We start from the raw sequence: 15,316 nt of genomic DNA on the forward strand, positions 1-15,316 counted from the left end.
GTAGAGCGTGTGTCTGTGGCTTGGCTGCAGGGCCCTTGCCCGCCCACCCTCGCGGGACACGCCGCAAGTACGTCCTTGTAGGCTCTTACGCGGCATCCATGCCGCGTAAGGTCCCGCGACGGTGGGCGGGCAAGGCCCCGTCGAGAGAGTCGGTGTGCGTGGTTGCAAGCAGTGCATGAGGTGCGTTGGTCGGATCGGTGTGCGTTGACCAGCGTCTCACCACCCCTCTGTCATTGCAGGTCGACTGCACGGTCTGGCCCGGTCGGTTGCAGAATGAGAGGGCTGCGATTTCGCCACCATCGACACTGCATCCAAGACGTACTGCCGGCAGCTCTCAGCCAGCGCGTTTTTGCGCCAGCCGCTCGAACAACGCAGGCAGCTCGCGCATATCGTCGAACACCGCCAGCACACCGATGCGACGCAAGGTATCGGCGTGCCCCTGCGGAATATGGCTGGCGCCGGTAAACCCCAGCACCTGCATGCCGGCCGCCAATGCGGCAGTGGCACCGGTGGGGCTGTCTTCGATCACCAGGCAGCGCTCCGGCGCAACGCCCAGGGTGCGTGCGGCCAACAGATAGACATCCGGCGCCGGCTTGGGCCGCTCCACCATGTCGGCACTGAAGATGTGCCCCGCCGCGCGTGCGGTGAGCCCTACCCGCTCGACCGAGGCAATCACATTGTGGCGGCGGCTGTTGGAAGCCACCGCCAGCGGCAACGGAATCTGCTCCAACGCGTCGCGCACGCCGGCAATCGGCTGCACCTCGGCCTTGATCAAGGCTTCGCTGCGCGCCTGGATCTGTGCCAGCAAGGTCTCCGGCAGCCTTACTGCGAAGTGTTCCTGCACGCGTAGCAATACCTCGCGCGTGGTCTGCCCGAACGTTGTGCCGAGCAACTGCTCCAACGCTTCGACCGGCACGAAGGCCGCCAGCGCCTCGCGCATCACCCGGTCGGCCAGTATCTCGCTGTCGACAAGCACGCCGTCGCAATCGCTGATCAGTAATTCGTAGACCATTGCACCCATCTGCTCGCAAAGCACCATTATGCCGGCCGCGTTGTGACCGTTGGCTGTGGCGGAGTGCATGCGCGCGTGAGGCCCATCGTGATGCATCGGCACCATGCCTACGCCACGACGACAAACGGCCTCGACCAGCGAAACCTGCGGCGCCGGCATGTCACAAAATCTTACCGCGCGTCGTCCAGGCAGCTGGTAGGATCGGCCCGGCTGCGGAAGGACACACCGCAGTGCCACCAGGAATGCGATCAGGAGAAGGAGATTTCGATGCAGACGCGATTCCCCACCCTGCTCGTTCTTGCGACCTCGTTTTTCGCGGTCTCATGCACCGCCTCGCCCGGTGCCAAGGAGCAAACCACCATGTCAGCTACGCTGCAGGACCACACCGTCGCCTTCCGCGACCCCGGCCTGACCGACATCGCCAACGCCATCGCGCACGGTGATGTCGCCCGAATCCGCGCACTCGCACCGACAGTCGATCTCGCCGCACACGGCGATCAGAACGTCACCTTGCTCGAGTGGGCGATCTGGAACGAACAACCCCGCGCCCTGGCCGCCTTGCTCGATGCCGGCGCAGATCCGTCGTTGCCGGGCATGGACCAGGAAACGGTCGTGCATATGGCGGCCATGGCGAAGGATGCGGAATATCTGAACATCCTGTTGCAGCACAAGGCGCCGGTCGATGTGGTCAGCGCGCGCGCCGGGTGGACGCCGTTGTTCCGCGCCGTGCAGAGCAAGCGCGATGCGCAGACCGCGTTGTTGATCCAAGCAGGCGCCGATGTACAGCGCGTCGACAATACCGGCAACAGCGTGCTGCACCTGGCCGCACAAAGCGGCGCGGCAAGCCCGGCAGTGCTGCAATTGCTCGAGGCCGGGGTGGATCCCACGCTGCGCAACGCGCAACAGAAGACCTTCCAGGCGTATTTCTTCACCACCCCGGACCGCCTGCTCAATGCCGCCGGCCAGCAGACCAGGTCGGACGTGCGCGCATGGTTGAGCGCCCACAACATTCCCGTGGAAAGCAGCCGCTAAGCGGGCTTTTCGCACGACGAACGCAAGGAGCCGCGCATGAGCCCGTCAAATTCCTCGTCCACCCCATTCGCAGAGTCGATGCGTGGACAGCAACCGCAGCCGGAAGACCGCCAGTTCCCGGCGCTGCTGCAAGACCTCTATGCCACTGCCTCGCAGCGACGCGAAGGCGGCGCCGAAACCTTTGCGCCGCTGCCCAACGGCTGGACGCGCATGGACGACAGCACGCTGCAACGGGCGGGCATCGACCCCGGCCTGCTGCACGATGCCAAGAGCGGCTTCGATGCCGCGTTCTACCGCAACGAACAGGGCCAGGTGGTACTCGGCTTCTGCGGCACCGACGAAGGCAAGGACTGGAAGCACAATCTTGGCCAGGGCCTGGGCTTCGACGACGCGCAATACGCGTCTGCCATCCAGCTCGGCAGCCAGGCCAAGCAGGCGTTCGGCGATCAGGTGGTGATCTCGGGGCATTCGCTCGGCGGCGGCCTGGCGGCCGCGTCGGCGATGGTCAACGACATCCCCGCCGTGACCTACAACGCCGCCGGCGTCAACGACCGCACGCTGGAACGCCAGGGCCTGGATGCCTCGGCAGCCAAGGACTACGCCAGCAGCGAGTTGATCCGCGGCTACCACGTCAAGAACGAGATCCTCACCCATCTGCAGGAAGACAGCATTCCGCTGAAGTGGGCGATGCCCAATGCGGCCGGCCATCAGATCGAGCTGCCGGAACCGGACCCATTGTCGTTCGGGCGACGCCTGGTGCCGGGCATGATGTTGAAGCATCGCCTGGACCTGCACGGCATGGACTCGGTGATGAAGGCACAGGAGATGCAATCGCCCGGGCAGGCGCAAGGTGCAGGCAGCCAGTTGTTCAACGACGCGGTGGTGCGCCTGGACGGCCAGCGCGAACGCCTGGGCCTGCGTGACGACACCGCGTTTCTCAACACCGCCGCCAGCGTGGCCGCGCGTGCGAGCAGCGACGGCCTGCAGCGGATCGACCACCTGGTGCCCAACCGCGACGGCGACAGCCTGATTGCGGTGCAAGGCCGGATGGACGACCCGGCGCATCTGCGTAGCCATGTGCAGACTGCCTCAGCGGCCAACGAGCCGGCGCACGGCAATGTCGATCAGCTGCAGCAGCACAATCAGCAGCAGTCGCAGCAAAGCACGCAGCAGGAAGCGCAGCGGCGCGGCCTTCAGCAGTAACCATGACCGGGCACTGGCGCTGGCCAGTGCCCGCCTCGAGGTGGCTGACGACAGCTCGCAAGTGCTCGTCGAAGGGATGCAGACAGTACAGCCGGCACTGCGGCAATGCGTGATACCGCGCCCCGGCACGTCCTGCCACACCTTCCCGACGACGCCCCCCCCCGACCGTGCGACGGTCGGTCAGCCCGCTCCCGCCATCGCACGCAAGGTGATGCCGACCAGATAGGCCAGGTACGTGCCGGTGGCGTAGCCCATCGTGCCCAGCAGCACGCCAACCGGCGCCAGGGCCGGGTGGAATGCGGCGGCCACCACCGGCGCCGAGGCCGGCCCACCGATATTGGATTGCGAGCCGATCGCGAAATAGAAGAACGGCACCCGCAACAGGCGGCCCAGGCCCCACAGCAACCCGATATGCACCGCGATCCAGATCAGCCCGAGCAGGAACAGCCAGGGTCGGTCCAGCAGCGCCAGCAGATCCATCTGCATGCCGATACAGGCGATCAGGAAGTACAGCAGCAGTGAACCGACCTTGGAGGCCCCGGCCCCTTCCAGCGTGCGCGCACGGGTGAAGCTCAGCAGCAGGCCGATACTGGTCGCCAGCACCACCACCCACACGAACGGCGTGTCCAGGCTGAACTGGCTGGACCAGCGCAGATTGGCCTTGCACCATGCGGCCAGCGGATTGGCCAGCGCGTGCGCCAGCCCGACCCCGCCGAACGCCACCGCCACGATCACCATCAGATCGGCCAGGCTGGGAATGCGCGCGTGTTCGGCCTGGAACCGCGCCATGCGCTCCTGCAGGGCATCCAGCGCGCGGGTATCGGCGCCGCTGCGCGCATCGATGCTGCGCGCGCGCCCGGCCAGGAAGATCAGCGCCGCCATCCACACATAACCGACGCCCACATCCACCACTGCAAACTGCCCGAAGGTGGTGGCATCCACATCAAACACCTCGCGCATCGCCAGCATGTTGGCCCCACCGCCGATCCAGCTGCCCGCCAGCGCGGCCATGCCGGCCCAGGTATCGCCGGCCACCGTGGCCGGATGCACCCAGCCCATCACCCAGAACGCCACCACCGCGCCCAGCATGATGCTCAGTGACGCGCCCAGGTACATGGCGACCAGCTTGGGCCCCAGCCCCACGATGGCGCGCAGGTCGATGCTCAGCGTGAGCAGGATCAGCGCGGCCGGCAACAGCACGTCGCGCGCGATCGGGTTGTACAGGCGGGTATTGGCACCGTCGATCAGGCCGATGGTGTTGTAGATGCCCGGCAGCAGGTAACACAACAGCAGCGCAGGCACCACGGCGTAGAAGCGTCGCCACACCCCCTGCTCGCGCGAGGAGGTCCAGAACACTGCTCCCAGCGTGGCGGCGATCAGGCCGAAGACCACGATATCGTTTTGGATCAAGGCAGAACCGGCGGCATTCACTAGGGGCGACATTCTCGACAGGGCCGCCAAGGTGCGGATCGCAGCAAGAATGGCCGATCGGTCGTGTCCAGTCGACTGGATCCGCAGGCGACTCCCGGCGTGACTGCAAGGCCGCCGGCTGGCGCACTGCGCTAGGGTTGCCGGGTGCAAGTGGTCGGCCACCCTGCCCGGGCAGGATCGTCAGCGTCTTCCTTGCGCTTCCTGCAAGCGGCCGGCTCGGTCAGCCGTAGCGGCGCACCACGCGCTCGCCTTCGGCGGTCTTCAACACCACGCCGCTGGGCTGACCGGTGGTCATGCAATGCAGCTTGGCCATCAATTCGGCATTTTCCAGCGCGCCCTGCTCGCGCAGATAACGCAGCGGCGACCACTGCGGCCGGGTCACCCACCAACCGCCCTGTTCGGGATGAATACGCACAACATAACGGGACTCGTCCATCAGGGCCTCCGGCCGGCAGATGCAGCGGTACAACGACAGAAGTGGGCGGCGCGCAATGGCGCAGCGCACCAGCGATGGGAGTGCCGGGGTCCCGTTGGGGATGCCGGCGCGCCCTTACTCAAGGGGCCGCGGGAGAGTGGCCTAGGGCCCCGCGTCCGGCATAGCCAGCATGTCTTTTTGCTAATGCCAACGCCGTCGGGCGGACACTGGCATGAAGGTAGGAAAATTCTTACGTGACACCGATCGAAGCTGGCGCTAAATTCGCGCTCGAGCGGCGACCAGACGTCGCGGCTGGCCGTCAACGGGCGCAGACGGCGCGGGGGAATTCGTCGCTCTTGAAGATGCCTCGGGGGAGGGGTCGCATGCATCTGCTCAGGAAGTTCCAGTTTCCGGTCAAGACCGCGATGGTGGTGGGCTATATCCTGGTGATCAGGGAAGCGCTCGTGCTGTGGTCGTGAGACAACCTAGCCCCCAGGCTGCCGGATAGCGCGTCAAGCACCCGTCACGGTGTCTCAATCCGCATCCACCCAGCCACGCTGTTGCGCTGCGGCCAGGTCGGCGGGCGTGTCCACGTCCAGCGCGAGCGCCGGGGCGCTGACGCAGCCCAAGCTCTGCACGTCCAGGCCGGCGAACAAGCCGCGCAGGCCGCTGTCACCGTGGAGCGGCACGTCGGCCCAGGCCGCATGGGTGACCACCGCCGGGATACCACGCACACCGGCGTACCCGCTGGTGGCGCATCCGGATGCGGCCCGGTCCGCTTCTTCCAGCAAGGCGCGCAGATGCGGCGTATCCAGCGCGGGCTGGTCGCAGCCCAGGATCAGGCTGCGCCTCAGCGACGTATCGTCCTGCACATGCTGGCGCAGCGCCGCCAGGCTGGAGCCCATGCCGGCGGCCCAGTCGGCATGACGTAGCACTTCCACCTCCAGGCCTTGCAGGACCTCGCTCAATGCGTCGGCATCGGCGCCCAGCACCACCACGCAGCGGCGCGGCGCCGTCTGTAGCGCGATGCGTGCGAAACGCCGCAACAACGGTTCGCCGTCGCGCAACAGCAATTGTTTGGAACGCCCTAGCCGACGTCCTGCACCCGCGGCGAGCAGCAGCGCAACGTGATCGCTGCTCATGCGTCCGATGCCAGGGCGCGCGGCGAACGATGGCGCGACGTACGCAAGGTCGGGCACACATCGACGAGCGCACTGCTCCGGACCTGGCCGAGATGACCGGCAACAAAAGGCGACGGCAATCGAGCTGCGTCGCCAGAGACGTCGTCGTAGTGATCAAGTAATTCGGTCATGGCGACGTGGTGTGCATATTGGGGATGCGCCAGCCTAAAGAGGTAACTGTGCGCGCGGAGTGACTAAATGCAACGCATTCTCCGATCCAGGTAATGACGCTTTCCGACGTCTACCACCCGACCGTTGCGCATTGCACTGCTGCGGCAGCATGACGAAGAAATGTGCGGAGCTGCAGTAGCGCTGCGATCACGACGGCAGCGACTGATTGCCAGCGTTGGATGGCGCAGTTACCGGCAGAAGCGCGGATCACAAGAGCATGCCTTAAAAGGCATATCAAAAATTACTTACCCTCCAGACGGATACTTTTCAGCACCAGAAACTTCATCGACAACCACGCATCCACCATCTGGCGACTGCACATTGAAATTCGTATCGAAGTTAATGCAAACGCGCGATTGAAGTGCCCTTCCGACCTCACGGCGACACGGCTCGGAGTGGCTAACGGAACGTAGCGAGCGGTCGTCAAGCCGATGCGGATGGCGCCAAGCAATCGCAGTATGAGTGGCACCTACGACTACTGTCCGCGCTCTGCATGGCGGTGAGCGCCGCCGTCTTGGTGGCCGTTCCTAGCCAGCCAACGCAGCAGTAGCCTGCCCATCGGCGACCGCCTGGGTGGCTTCGGCAATGATGCCCAGTGCAATCGTATGCGGGGAGGAGCGCCCCATGCGCCAGCCCGCCGGCAAGCGCAATCTGGCCAGCGCGGCATCGTCATAGCCGAGCGCACGCAGTGCTTGCAGGCGTGCTTCCCGCTTCTGGCGGCTGCCCAGGATGCCGATGCAGGCAGCCCTGGAGGCAAGCCCGCGGCAGGCGACCTGCAGGTCGCTGTCGCCGTCATGTGCGAGGCTGTAGAGCGCCGTGTCCGCATCCAGATGCAGGTCCTGCAGCGCGTCGCCCAATGCACGGCGATCGTAATGGTCGGCGGCCAGGCCGGGCGGTGGTTCGCTGGGACCATGCGGCCGCAGCACGCGTACCTCGATGCCCATCTGGCTGGCCAGCGACACCAGCACCAGCAGCGCAGGATCGGCACCGACCAGCACCAGCCGCAGCGGCGGCCGGTGCGTACGCAGGAATTCATCGGGACGCAGGTCCTGCGCGCTGACCGGGTAACGGACGGCGCCGGTGCTCCGATCCAGCGCGACATGGAACGGGCGACGGTGCTGGCGCGCATTGCGCCAGCGCGCCAGATGCTCGCCCAGGTCCTGGACCGGCCAGACCAGCACGCCGATACGGCCGCCGCAGCTGAGCTGGATGTCCAGCACCTGGCTGCCCTCGCCGTAGTCCAGCCAGCGCGGCATGCCGTCGCGCAAGGCGGCGCTGGCCTCGTGCGCCACTGCCGCTTCCACGCAGCCGCCGGAGACGTAGCCAGCCACCCGGCCATCGGCGCTAATGGCCATCTCGCTTCCCAATGGGCGCGGCGACGAGCCTTGCACGTCGATCAGCGTGGCAATGGCCACGCGCTGCCCCGCCCGATGCCAGGCGGTCAGCGTGGGCAGCAGGTCATCGTGCAGTGCATAGCTCGGCCATGCCGGCCACGCCGGCTCGGCCGGCGCTGCATGCGTGACCGGGGCCACCACCGCACTCACGCGCGCAGTAACTCGGGCAGATGCGGCAGCAGCTTGTCCAGCGTCACCGGGTAATCGCGGACGCGCACGCCGGTGGCGTTGTAGACCGCATTGGCGATCGCCGCTGCCACGCCGCAGATGCCCAGCTCGCCCACACCCTTGGCCTTCATCGGCGACGACATCGGGTCGCTTTCTTCCAGGAAAACCACCTCCTGATGCGGGATGTCCGCATGCACCGGCACTTCGTAACCGGCCAGGTCGTGATTGACGAAGAAGCCCAGCCGCTTGTCCACCGCCAACTCTTCCATCAGCGCTGCACCCGCGCCCATGGTCATGCCGCCGATGACCTGGCTGCGCGCAGACTTGGGGTTGAGGATGCGTCCGGCCGCGCACACCGCCAGCATGCGGCGGATGCGCACCTCGGCGGTGGCGACATCCACGCCGACTTCGACAAAGTGCGCGCCGAAGGTCGACAGCTGATGCGTCTTGGAAAGCTCGCCGAACTCGATCTTGTCCTCCACCACCAGGGCGCCATTGGCCGCGGCATCACCGAGCGCGATGCGCTTGCCGCCGGCACGCACATGGCTGTCGGCGAATTCGGCCTTGGCCGGGTCCAGCCCCAGCTGCTTGGCGACGGCTTCGCGCAGTTTCACTGCCGCGGCATACACACCGGCTGTTGAACTGTTCGCACCCCACTGGCCGCCGGAACCGGCCGAAGCAGGAAAGCTGGAATCGCCGAGGCGCACATCCACCCAGTCCAGCGGCACGCCCATCATCTCCGCAGCGGTCTGCGCAATGATGGTGTAGGAGCCGGTACCGATATCGGTCATGTCGGTTTCCACTACCACCCGGCCGCCCTGCTCTAGCCGCATGCGTGCACCGGAGGTCATCACCGGCGCGTTGCGGAACGCGGCCGCCACGCCCATGCCGACCAACCAACGCCCATCGCGGTTGCTGGCCGGCTTGGCCTTGCGCTTGGACCAGTCGAAACGCTTTGCGCCGTCTTCCAGGCACTTGACCAACTGACGCTGCGAGAACGGACGCTGCGGGTTTTCCGGATCCACCTGGGTGTCGTTGACGACGCGGAACTTGACCGGATCCATGTCCAGCTTCTCGGCCATCTCGTCCATGGCCACTTCCAGCGCCATCAGACCCGGCGCTTCGCCCGGCGCACGCATCGCGTTGCCTTCGGGCAGATCGAGCACCGCCAGGCGCGTGGAAATCAACCGATTGGCGCCGGCATACAGCAACTGGGTCTGCGCGGCCGCGATTTCCGGGCCGCCCTCGGGCAGGTCGCCGGACCAGCTCTCGTGCGCGATCGCGGTGATCTTGCCATCGCGCTGCGCACCGATACGGATGCGCTGCACGGTGGCCGGGCGATGCGTGGTGTTGTTGAAGATCAGCGGCCGCGGCAGCATCACCTTGACCGGGCGTCCGACCTGGCGCGCGGCCAGCGAGGCGAGCACCGCATCGGCACGCAGGAACAATTTGCCGCCAAAGCCGCCACCGATGTACGGCGACATCAGACGCACGTTTTCGCGCGGGATCCCCAGCGTCTTGGCCAGATCGCCCGCGCTCCAGTCGATCATCTGGTTGGAGGTCCACACGCTCAGCTTGTCGCCTTCCCACATCGCGATCGATGCGTGCGGCTCCATCATCGCGTGCGAATGATCGGGCGTGGTGTACTCGGCATCCAGCTGCACCGGCGCTGCCACAAAGGCGCTATCGAAATTGCCGACCGCACTGTTCGGTGCCCCGCCCTCCTTGGTGACCTTGGCGCCATCGCGGGCCTTTTCCAGATCGTAGGCGCCGACATGGCGACCGTAGTCGACCTTGATCAGCTGGCCTGCGGCACGTGCCTGCTCGAAGGTCTCGGCAACCACCACCGCAATGGCCTGGTGGTAATGCTGGATCTCCGGGCCGCCGAGCAGTTTGGCCGTGTTGTACTTGCCTTTCTGCAACTTGCCTGCATTCTGCGCAGTCACGATGCCGAGCACGCCCGGCGCATTGCGCGCGGCGCTCAGATCGATGCTGCGAATGCTGCCTTTGGAGATGCCGGCGCCAACGATATGGCCATAGGCGGCACGGCCAGGCAGATCGTGATGCTCATATGCATACGGCGCCTGCCCGGTGGTCTTGAGTGGACCGTCGATACGATCGACCGGCTTGCCGACCACCTTGAGCTGGTCGATGGGATTGGTACTGGCGGGAGTGTCGAATTTCATATCAGGCCCTCGTGTCGGCCAGGATCGCGGTCAAGGTGCGCTCAACCAGCGGCAGCTTGAAGGCGTTGTGTTCGGTGGGTTGTGCGCCGTCGAGCAGCACCGAGGCAATCGCACGTGCGCCCTGACGCGACTGTGCTTCGGCCGCCTCGCTGCGCCACGGCTTGTGGGCGACACCGCCGACGCCGACACGCACGCTGCCATCGCGTTGCACGACCGCCGCAACCGACACCAGGGCGAATGCGTAGGAGGCACGATCGCGCACCTTGCGGTAGACATGCGTTCCGCCTAGCGGTTTGGGCAGGCTCACCGCAGTAATCAGTTCGCCGCGTTCCAGCATGGTTTCCAGGTGCGGCGTCTTGCCAGGCGCACGATAGAACTCCGACAACGGCACCGCACGCGTCTGTCCATCCGGACGCACCGTTTCAACCACCGCATCCAGCACGCGCATGGCAATGGCCATGTCGCTGGGATGGGTGGCGATGCACTCCTCGCTCACGCCGATCACCGCCAGCTGCCGGTTGAAGCCACCGATCGCCGCGCAACCGCTGCCCGGCAGGCGCTTGTTGCATGGCTGGTTGGTGTCGTAGAAATACGGGCAACGCGTACGTTGCAGCAGATTGCCTGCGGTGGTGGCGCGGTTGCGCAGTTGCCCCGACGCACCTGCCAGCAATGCGCGCGACAGCACGGCGTAATCGCGACGCACACGGGCATCGGCTGCCAGATCGGTATTGCGCACCAGCGCGCCGATGCGAAGGCCGCCATCCGGTGTCTCTTCGATGGTATCCAGGCTCAACCCGTTGACATCGATCAGGTGCGAGGGCGTCTCGATCTGCAGTTTCATCAGATCGAGCAGGTTTGTACCGCCAGCGATGAACTTGGCACCCGGCTGGCGCGCCGCCTTGGCCGCAGCGTCGGCGGGCGAAGTCGCACGCTCGTAGCTAAACGCCTTCATGCGCGCTCTCCCGCAACATCATTGATCGCATCGACGATGTTGGAATACGCACCGCAGCGGCAGATGTTGCCGCTCATGCGCTCCTGCAATTCCGGCGTGGTGAGCCTGGTCTTGGCAGTCAGATCGTCGGTGACATGGCTGGGGATGCCGCGCTTGACTTCGTCCAGCACCGCCACCGCCGAACAGATCTGCCCGGGCGTGCAATAGCCGCACTGGTATCCATCGTGCTTGACGAAGGCCGCCTGCATCGGATGCAGCTTGTCCGGCGTGCCCAGGCCTTCGATAGTGGTGATCTTGCCGCCCTGATGCATCACCGCCAGCGACAGGCAGGAATTCATCCGCTGCCCATCGACGATCACGGTGCAGGCGCCGCATTGGCCATGGTCGCAGCCTTTCTTGGTGCCGGTCAGATGCAGGTGTTCGCGCAGGGCATCCAGCAAGGTGGTGCGATTGTCCAGGGTCAGCGTCACCGGCTTGCCGTTGACTTCGAATGCGACCTGGCTCGATGCGTTGACTGCCTGCCGCTGCGACATCGCATTGGCTGCAGTGGCCGCCATCGACTGGGTTGCGGCAACGCTGGCTGCCGACGCCGTGCCAGCGATCAGTACCTCGCGACGGGTCATCTTGATATCTCTCATGGCTGGCATCTCCAACAATGCTGGCTTATACAGTTCTTAAATAATGTGCAGCGCGGCCGGTCACAATCGCGTGAGCATGCGGCGAGTGTGTTCGGGCGCGAATCGGCGGTATGGCCCGATTCTAGAGGCGCTGCAGGCGGGCATTGACGGCAGGGACTGCATGCGCCTATGAAACGCGCTCATCATTGTTGGAATGGGTTGCGTACTCGCTATACAACGATCGTGTGTGCTGGCAGCTCGCGTTTTGCAGCGCGCCTCAGGTTCTTGAAGTGGTTCGAGACCTTTCCATGTGCTGACAACGACGATGTCATCTGCGTCTGCGCGCGTGCTTCCATCTACACGCCGCGGTGCTCCATTGCATCCGGATACGCTGCATTGAGAACATCCGGACACGAACGACCGCGCTTGAGCGGCGGCCAGCGCGTGGCGATCGGCCGTCAGGCGAGTGTGGATAGCGTGGAATTGCGATGTGTACGAGTGATCCATTCCGATCCCACGCAGCGGCCGCGCCCGCCTCACGGCAAGCGCGGCGCGTTTTCAACCGCTTTTAGAATTCCAGCACGATCTTGCCCAGATGGCCGCCTGCCTGCTGCAGCGCGAAGGCGTCGGCGATATCGTCGAGTGCGAAGGCGCGATCGATCACCGGCCGCAGCGGCAAGGCATCCAGTGCACGCACCAGCTGCTGTTGATGCGTGCGACTGCCGACCACCAGCCCCTGCAGGCGCTGCTGCCGGCCCATCATTTCCGCGGTCGGCACCGGGCCCGCGGCACCGGTCAATACGCCGATCAAAGCGATATGTCCGCCGACCCGCGCAGCGCGGATCGATTGCGCCAACGTGCCCGGCCCACCGACCTCGACCACGTGATCCACGCCACGGCCATTGGTGATCTCCAGCACCTGCGCCGACCACTCGGCATGCTGTCGATAATTGATGACATGGTCTGCGCCCAGCGCGCGCGCCTTGGCCAGTTTCTCGTCGGACGACGATGTCGCGATGACGGTGGCACCCATCGCCTTGGCGAACTGCAATGCAAAGATCGATACGCCGCCGGTGCCGAGCACCAACACGCTGTCGCCGGCCTTGAGTCCGCCGTTGACCACCAGGGCGCGCCATGCGGTAACGCCGGCCGTGGTCAGGGTCGCCGCTTCGGCATGGCTGTAGCCGGCCGGGGCATGCGTGAACGCATGGGCGGCGGCCACCACCGCAGAGCGTGCATAGCCATCGACGCCATCGCCGGGCGTGGTGGCAAAGCCGGCATGCAGCGGCTCGCCATCCAGCCACTCGGGAAAGAAGGTGGACACCACATGATCGCCAACGGCGAACTCATCCACCTCAGGCCCAACGGCCTCGACCACGCCGGCACCGTCGGACATGGGGATACGGCCGTCAGCGGTCGGCATCTGCCCCGACACCACGCCAAGGTCATGGAAATTCAACGAGCTTGCATGCAGCCGCACCCTGATCTGACCGCGTGCCGGCTGCCCGGGGTCGGGCAAGGCAACACCATGTAATGCATTCAGGCCTGCAGGCTGAGCTAAACGAATCGCGCGCATGGGGGCGCTCCTTACTGTGATCGATCTTCGGGATAACACGCCGGGCGTTATCCGCATGCAGTCGAGCTGGCTTTGGAATCTGTTCTGGGCTCGCGATTTCGTCGCAGCATCGAGCGCGTAACGACAGCAGGCTGGACAGCAACGCAGTCGCATACCGGGCGAGCTGCCGTGCAACGCATGAGGCATCAATCACAGATCGGCATTGCGCCTCACGATGCAAACGATTCCACCCAGCGCCCACGGCTAAGCTGGCACGGCGGTTGCAACGTTCTGATGTCCAGACAGGTAACTCCCGTGACATCACCCGGCAAGCGGCGACGGCAACGAGCACAACGCATCGCGCTGCACTTCGTGCTGGGCATTTCGTGCCTGCTGCTGCTTGGTTCGGAATACTGGTCCATCCACGACGAGCGTACGAGTGCGCTGCGTACCGCCGAAGCGCAATCGTTGAACCTCGCCAATTCGCTGGCGCAGCATGCCAGCGATACCCTGACGATCGCCGATGCCGTGCTGTCGGGACTGGTGTCGCGGGTGGAGCACGACCAGGGCTCGGCCAGTGCGGGACCGGTCATGCATGACTTCCTGGTGCATGAAGCGCGTCGCTCGGACCGGCTGCATGGCATTTTCATCTATGCGGCCGACGGCAGCTGGGTAAGTTCGTCACTGGACAGCACGCCCAGGAAGCACAACAACGCCGATCGCGCCTATTTCAAATATCACCGCGACCATCGCGACGCCTTGTCGCTGGTCGGGCCGCCGGTGCAGAGTCGCTCCGATGGCAGTTGGGTGCTCACCTTGAGCCGGCGCCTCAATACCCCCCGCGGCGAATTTGCCGGCGTGGTCCTGGTCACGCTGCAACTGAAGTATTTCCAGAACTACTACAGCACCTTCGAGGTCGGTCCGAACGGCACCATCGGCATGACCAATGACGACGGCATCGTGCTGGTGCGCCGGCCCGACAAACCGGGCGTGATCGGCACCTCGATCGCAGGCACTTCGATCTACGTCACCATGCGTGCGCGCAGGCATGGCACGGCCACCTATCGTTCGCCGATCGACGGCGTGGAGCGCATTTCCAGCTTTGCGCCAGCGCAGGCCTATCCATTGACCGTATTGACCGGGGTCGCCGTCGATGACGCGTTGGCCAACTGGCGGCAATCCGCACGCCAGCGAATCCTGATCGCCGCGCTGGGATGCGTATTGTTGTTGGGCGTCGGTATCTGGCTGGATCTGCAGTTGCGCCGCATGCATCGCAACGAGGACAAACTCAGCTCCGAAGCCTGGATGGATGCACTCACCGGCATTGCCAACCGCCGTGCGTTCGACCACCGGCTCTCGCGTGCCTTGCAGCAGGCCGTGCATCGACAGGCACCGCTGTCGGTGCTGATGATCGATGTCGATCATTTCAAGCTCTATAACGACACCTATGGCCACGTCAACGGTGACGCCTGTCTGCGCCTGGTCGCAGGCGCGATTGCCGGTTGCTCACGGCGCAGCGAAGACATTGCCGCGCGCTACGGCGGCGAAGAGTTCGGCATGATCCTGCCGCAGACAGATGCCGCCGGCGCACTGCGGCTGGCCGACGCAATTCGCAGCGCCGTCGCCGGGCTCGGGCTGATGCACCTGTCCAGCCCGACCAGCGCACACGTCACCGTTAGCGTCGGCGTCGCGACGTTCGAACCGGGCGAAACGCCACGCACCCCGGATGCCTTCGTGCACGACGCCGACTCGGCGTTATATCGCGCCAAGCAGAACGGCCGCGACCGGACGTCGGCGTAGCGCAACTGGCAGTAAGAACTGCCCGTAACGTCAGGCAGGCGCGGCCCATGTCCGGAATCGGCACGTGTCAGGCAGACACCCCATAGGTGCGCGGCGTTCTCAGCCACCTGACGATTGCACGCGAGGTGCTGTTAGCCACGCTTGGTCGAGATTGGTGATTGGCACCGTCGTACCGACCAGGTCTGCGCGTCCAGGGAGC

12 protein-coding genes are annotated in these 15,316 nt (G+C 65.3%); 3 read left to right on the plus strand and 9 right to left on the minus strand.

Annotated features, from left to right (window positions below; translation table 11 throughout):
* Positions 1-334 precede the first annotated feature (334 nt).
* Positions 335-1,039 (minus strand): HAD family hydrolase, encoded by a 705-nt coding sequence (locus tag AC1PLS_RS14195; RefSeq protein ID WP_164738907.1) that lies wholly within the window; start codon positions 1,037-1,039, stop codon positions 335-337.
* A 240-nt stretch (positions 1,040-1,279) separates the two neighbouring features.
* On the opposite strand from AC1PLS_RS14195, the gene AC1PLS_RS14200 reads away from it, so the two are divergent.
* Together AC1PLS_RS14200 and AC1PLS_RS14205 are read left to right on the plus strand one after the other, a co-directional pair.
* Entirely contained in the window at positions 1,280-2,044 is a 765-nt protein-coding gene (locus tag AC1PLS_RS14200; RefSeq protein WP_181141036.1) for an ankyrin repeat domain-containing protein, read from the plus strand.
* A gap of 36 nt (positions 2,045-2,080) precedes the next feature.
* Complete coding sequence (locus AC1PLS_RS14205) at positions 2,081-3,247, plus strand: Tle-like phospholipase domain-containing protein (RefSeq protein ID WP_154832369.1); 1,167 nt, start codon at positions 2,081-2,083, stop codon at positions 3,245-3,247.
* Positions 3,248-3,427: 180 nt separating this feature from the next.
* Here the strand turns inward: AC1PLS_RS14205 and AC1PLS_RS14210 are convergent, their stop codons facing one another.
* From AC1PLS_RS14210 to AC1PLS_RS14245, 8 genes are all read right to left on the minus strand, one after another.
* Positions 3,428-4,678, minus strand: a complete 1,251-nt coding sequence (locus tag AC1PLS_RS14210) for a DUF819 family protein (RefSeq protein ID WP_481104501.1) — start codon at positions 4,676-4,678, stop codon at positions 3,428-3,430.
* Between the two features lie 220 nt (positions 4,679-4,898).
* Positions 4,899-5,114, minus strand: coding sequence for a hypothetical protein (locus AC1PLS_RS14215; protein WP_024939372.1), 216 nt, complete (start codon positions 5,112-5,114; stop codon positions 4,899-4,901).
* A 512-nt stretch (positions 5,115-5,626) separates the two neighbouring features.
* The gene (locus AC1PLS_RS14220; protein WP_167763945.1) at positions 5,627-6,235 is read right to left on the minus strand and encodes a nucleotidyltransferase family protein; all 609 of its coding nucleotides are present in this window, start codon (positions 6,233-6,235) and stop codon (positions 5,627-5,629) included.
* A 737-nt stretch (positions 6,236-6,972) separates the two neighbouring features.
* On the minus strand, positions 6,973-7,989 hold the full coding sequence (locus AC1PLS_RS14225; protein ID WP_046343577.1) for an XdhC family protein: 1,017 nt from the start codon (positions 7,987-7,989) through the stop codon (positions 6,973-6,975).
* Positions 7,986-10,193 (minus strand): aldehyde oxidoreductase molybdenum-binding subunit PaoC, encoded by a 2,208-nt coding sequence (gene paoC, locus AC1PLS_RS14230; RefSeq protein WP_104573633.1) that lies wholly within the window; start codon positions 10,191-10,193, stop codon positions 7,986-7,988. The genes AC1PLS_RS14225 and paoC overlap by 4 nt, the downstream gene beginning before the upstream one ends.
* A gap of 1 nt (position 10,194) precedes the next feature.
* A complete protein-coding gene (locus AC1PLS_RS14235; protein ID WP_481103797.1) occupies positions 10,195-11,145 on the minus strand; it encodes an FAD binding domain-containing protein in 951 nt (316 codons plus the stop codon).
* A complete protein-coding gene (gene paoA / locus AC1PLS_RS14240) occupies positions 11,142-11,783 on the minus strand; it encodes an aldehyde dehydrogenase iron-sulfur subunit PaoA (RefSeq protein ID WP_481103798.1) in 642 nt (213 codons plus the stop codon). Before paoA ends, AC1PLS_RS14235 begins: the two co-directional genes overlap by 4 nt.
* A 547-nt stretch (positions 11,784-12,330) precedes the next feature.
* A complete protein-coding gene (locus AC1PLS_RS14245) occupies positions 12,331-13,338 on the minus strand; it encodes a zinc-dependent alcohol dehydrogenase family protein (RefSeq protein ID WP_065032554.1) in 1,008 nt (335 codons plus the stop codon).
* Positions 13,339-13,611: 273 nt separating this feature from the next.
* Here AC1PLS_RS14245 and AC1PLS_RS14250 point away from each other — a divergent pair, with 273 nt between their 5' ends.
* A complete protein-coding gene (locus AC1PLS_RS14250) occupies positions 13,612-15,117 on the plus strand; it encodes a sensor domain-containing diguanylate cyclase (RefSeq protein WP_181097659.1) in 1,506 nt (501 codons plus the stop codon).
* Positions 15,118-15,316 lie beyond the last annotated feature (199 nt).

It is taken from the genome of Xanthomonas sp. NCPPB 3218 (assembly GCF_056725185.1).

Excerpts from the sequence above, each read along its gene's own strand:
- AC1PLS_RS14245 (WP_065032554.1), bottom strand. The coding sequence starts at position 13,338 with ATGCGCGCGATTCGTTTAGCTCAGCCTGCAGGCCTGAATGCATTACAT.
- AC1PLS_RS14220 (WP_167763945.1), bottom strand. The coding sequence starts at position 6,235 with ATGAGCAGCGATCACGTTGCGCTGCTGCTCGCCGCGGGTGCAGGACGT.
- AC1PLS_RS14205 (WP_154832369.1), top strand. The coding sequence starts at position 2,081 with ATGAGCCCGTCAAATTCCTCGTCCACCCCATTCGCAGAGTCGATGCGT.
- AC1PLS_RS14250 (WP_181097659.1), top strand. The coding sequence starts at position 13,612 with ATGTCCAGACAGGTAACTCCCGTGACATCACCCGGCAAGCGGCGACGG.
- AC1PLS_RS14200 (WP_181141036.1), top strand. The coding sequence starts at position 1,280 with ATGCAGACGCGATTCCCCACCCTGCTCGTTCTTGCGACCTCGTTTTTC.
- paoC (WP_104573633.1), bottom strand. The coding sequence starts at position 10,193 with ATGAAATTCGACACTCCCGCCAGTACCAATCCCATCGACCAGCTCAAG.
- AC1PLS_RS14195 (WP_164738907.1), bottom strand. The coding sequence starts at position 1,039 with ATGGTGCTTTGCGAGCAGATGGGTGCAATGGTCTACGAATTACTGATC.
- AC1PLS_RS14215 (WP_024939372.1), bottom strand. The coding sequence starts at position 5,114 with ATGGACGAGTCCCGTTATGTTGTGCGTATTCATCCCGAACAGGGCGGT.
- AC1PLS_RS14235 (WP_481103797.1), bottom strand. The coding sequence starts at position 11,145 with ATGAAGGCGTTTAGCTACGAGCGTGCGACTTCGCCCGCCGACGCTGCG.
- paoA (WP_481103798.1), bottom strand. The coding sequence starts at position 11,783 with ATGAGAGATATCAAGATGACCCGTCGCGAGGTACTGATCGCTGGCACG.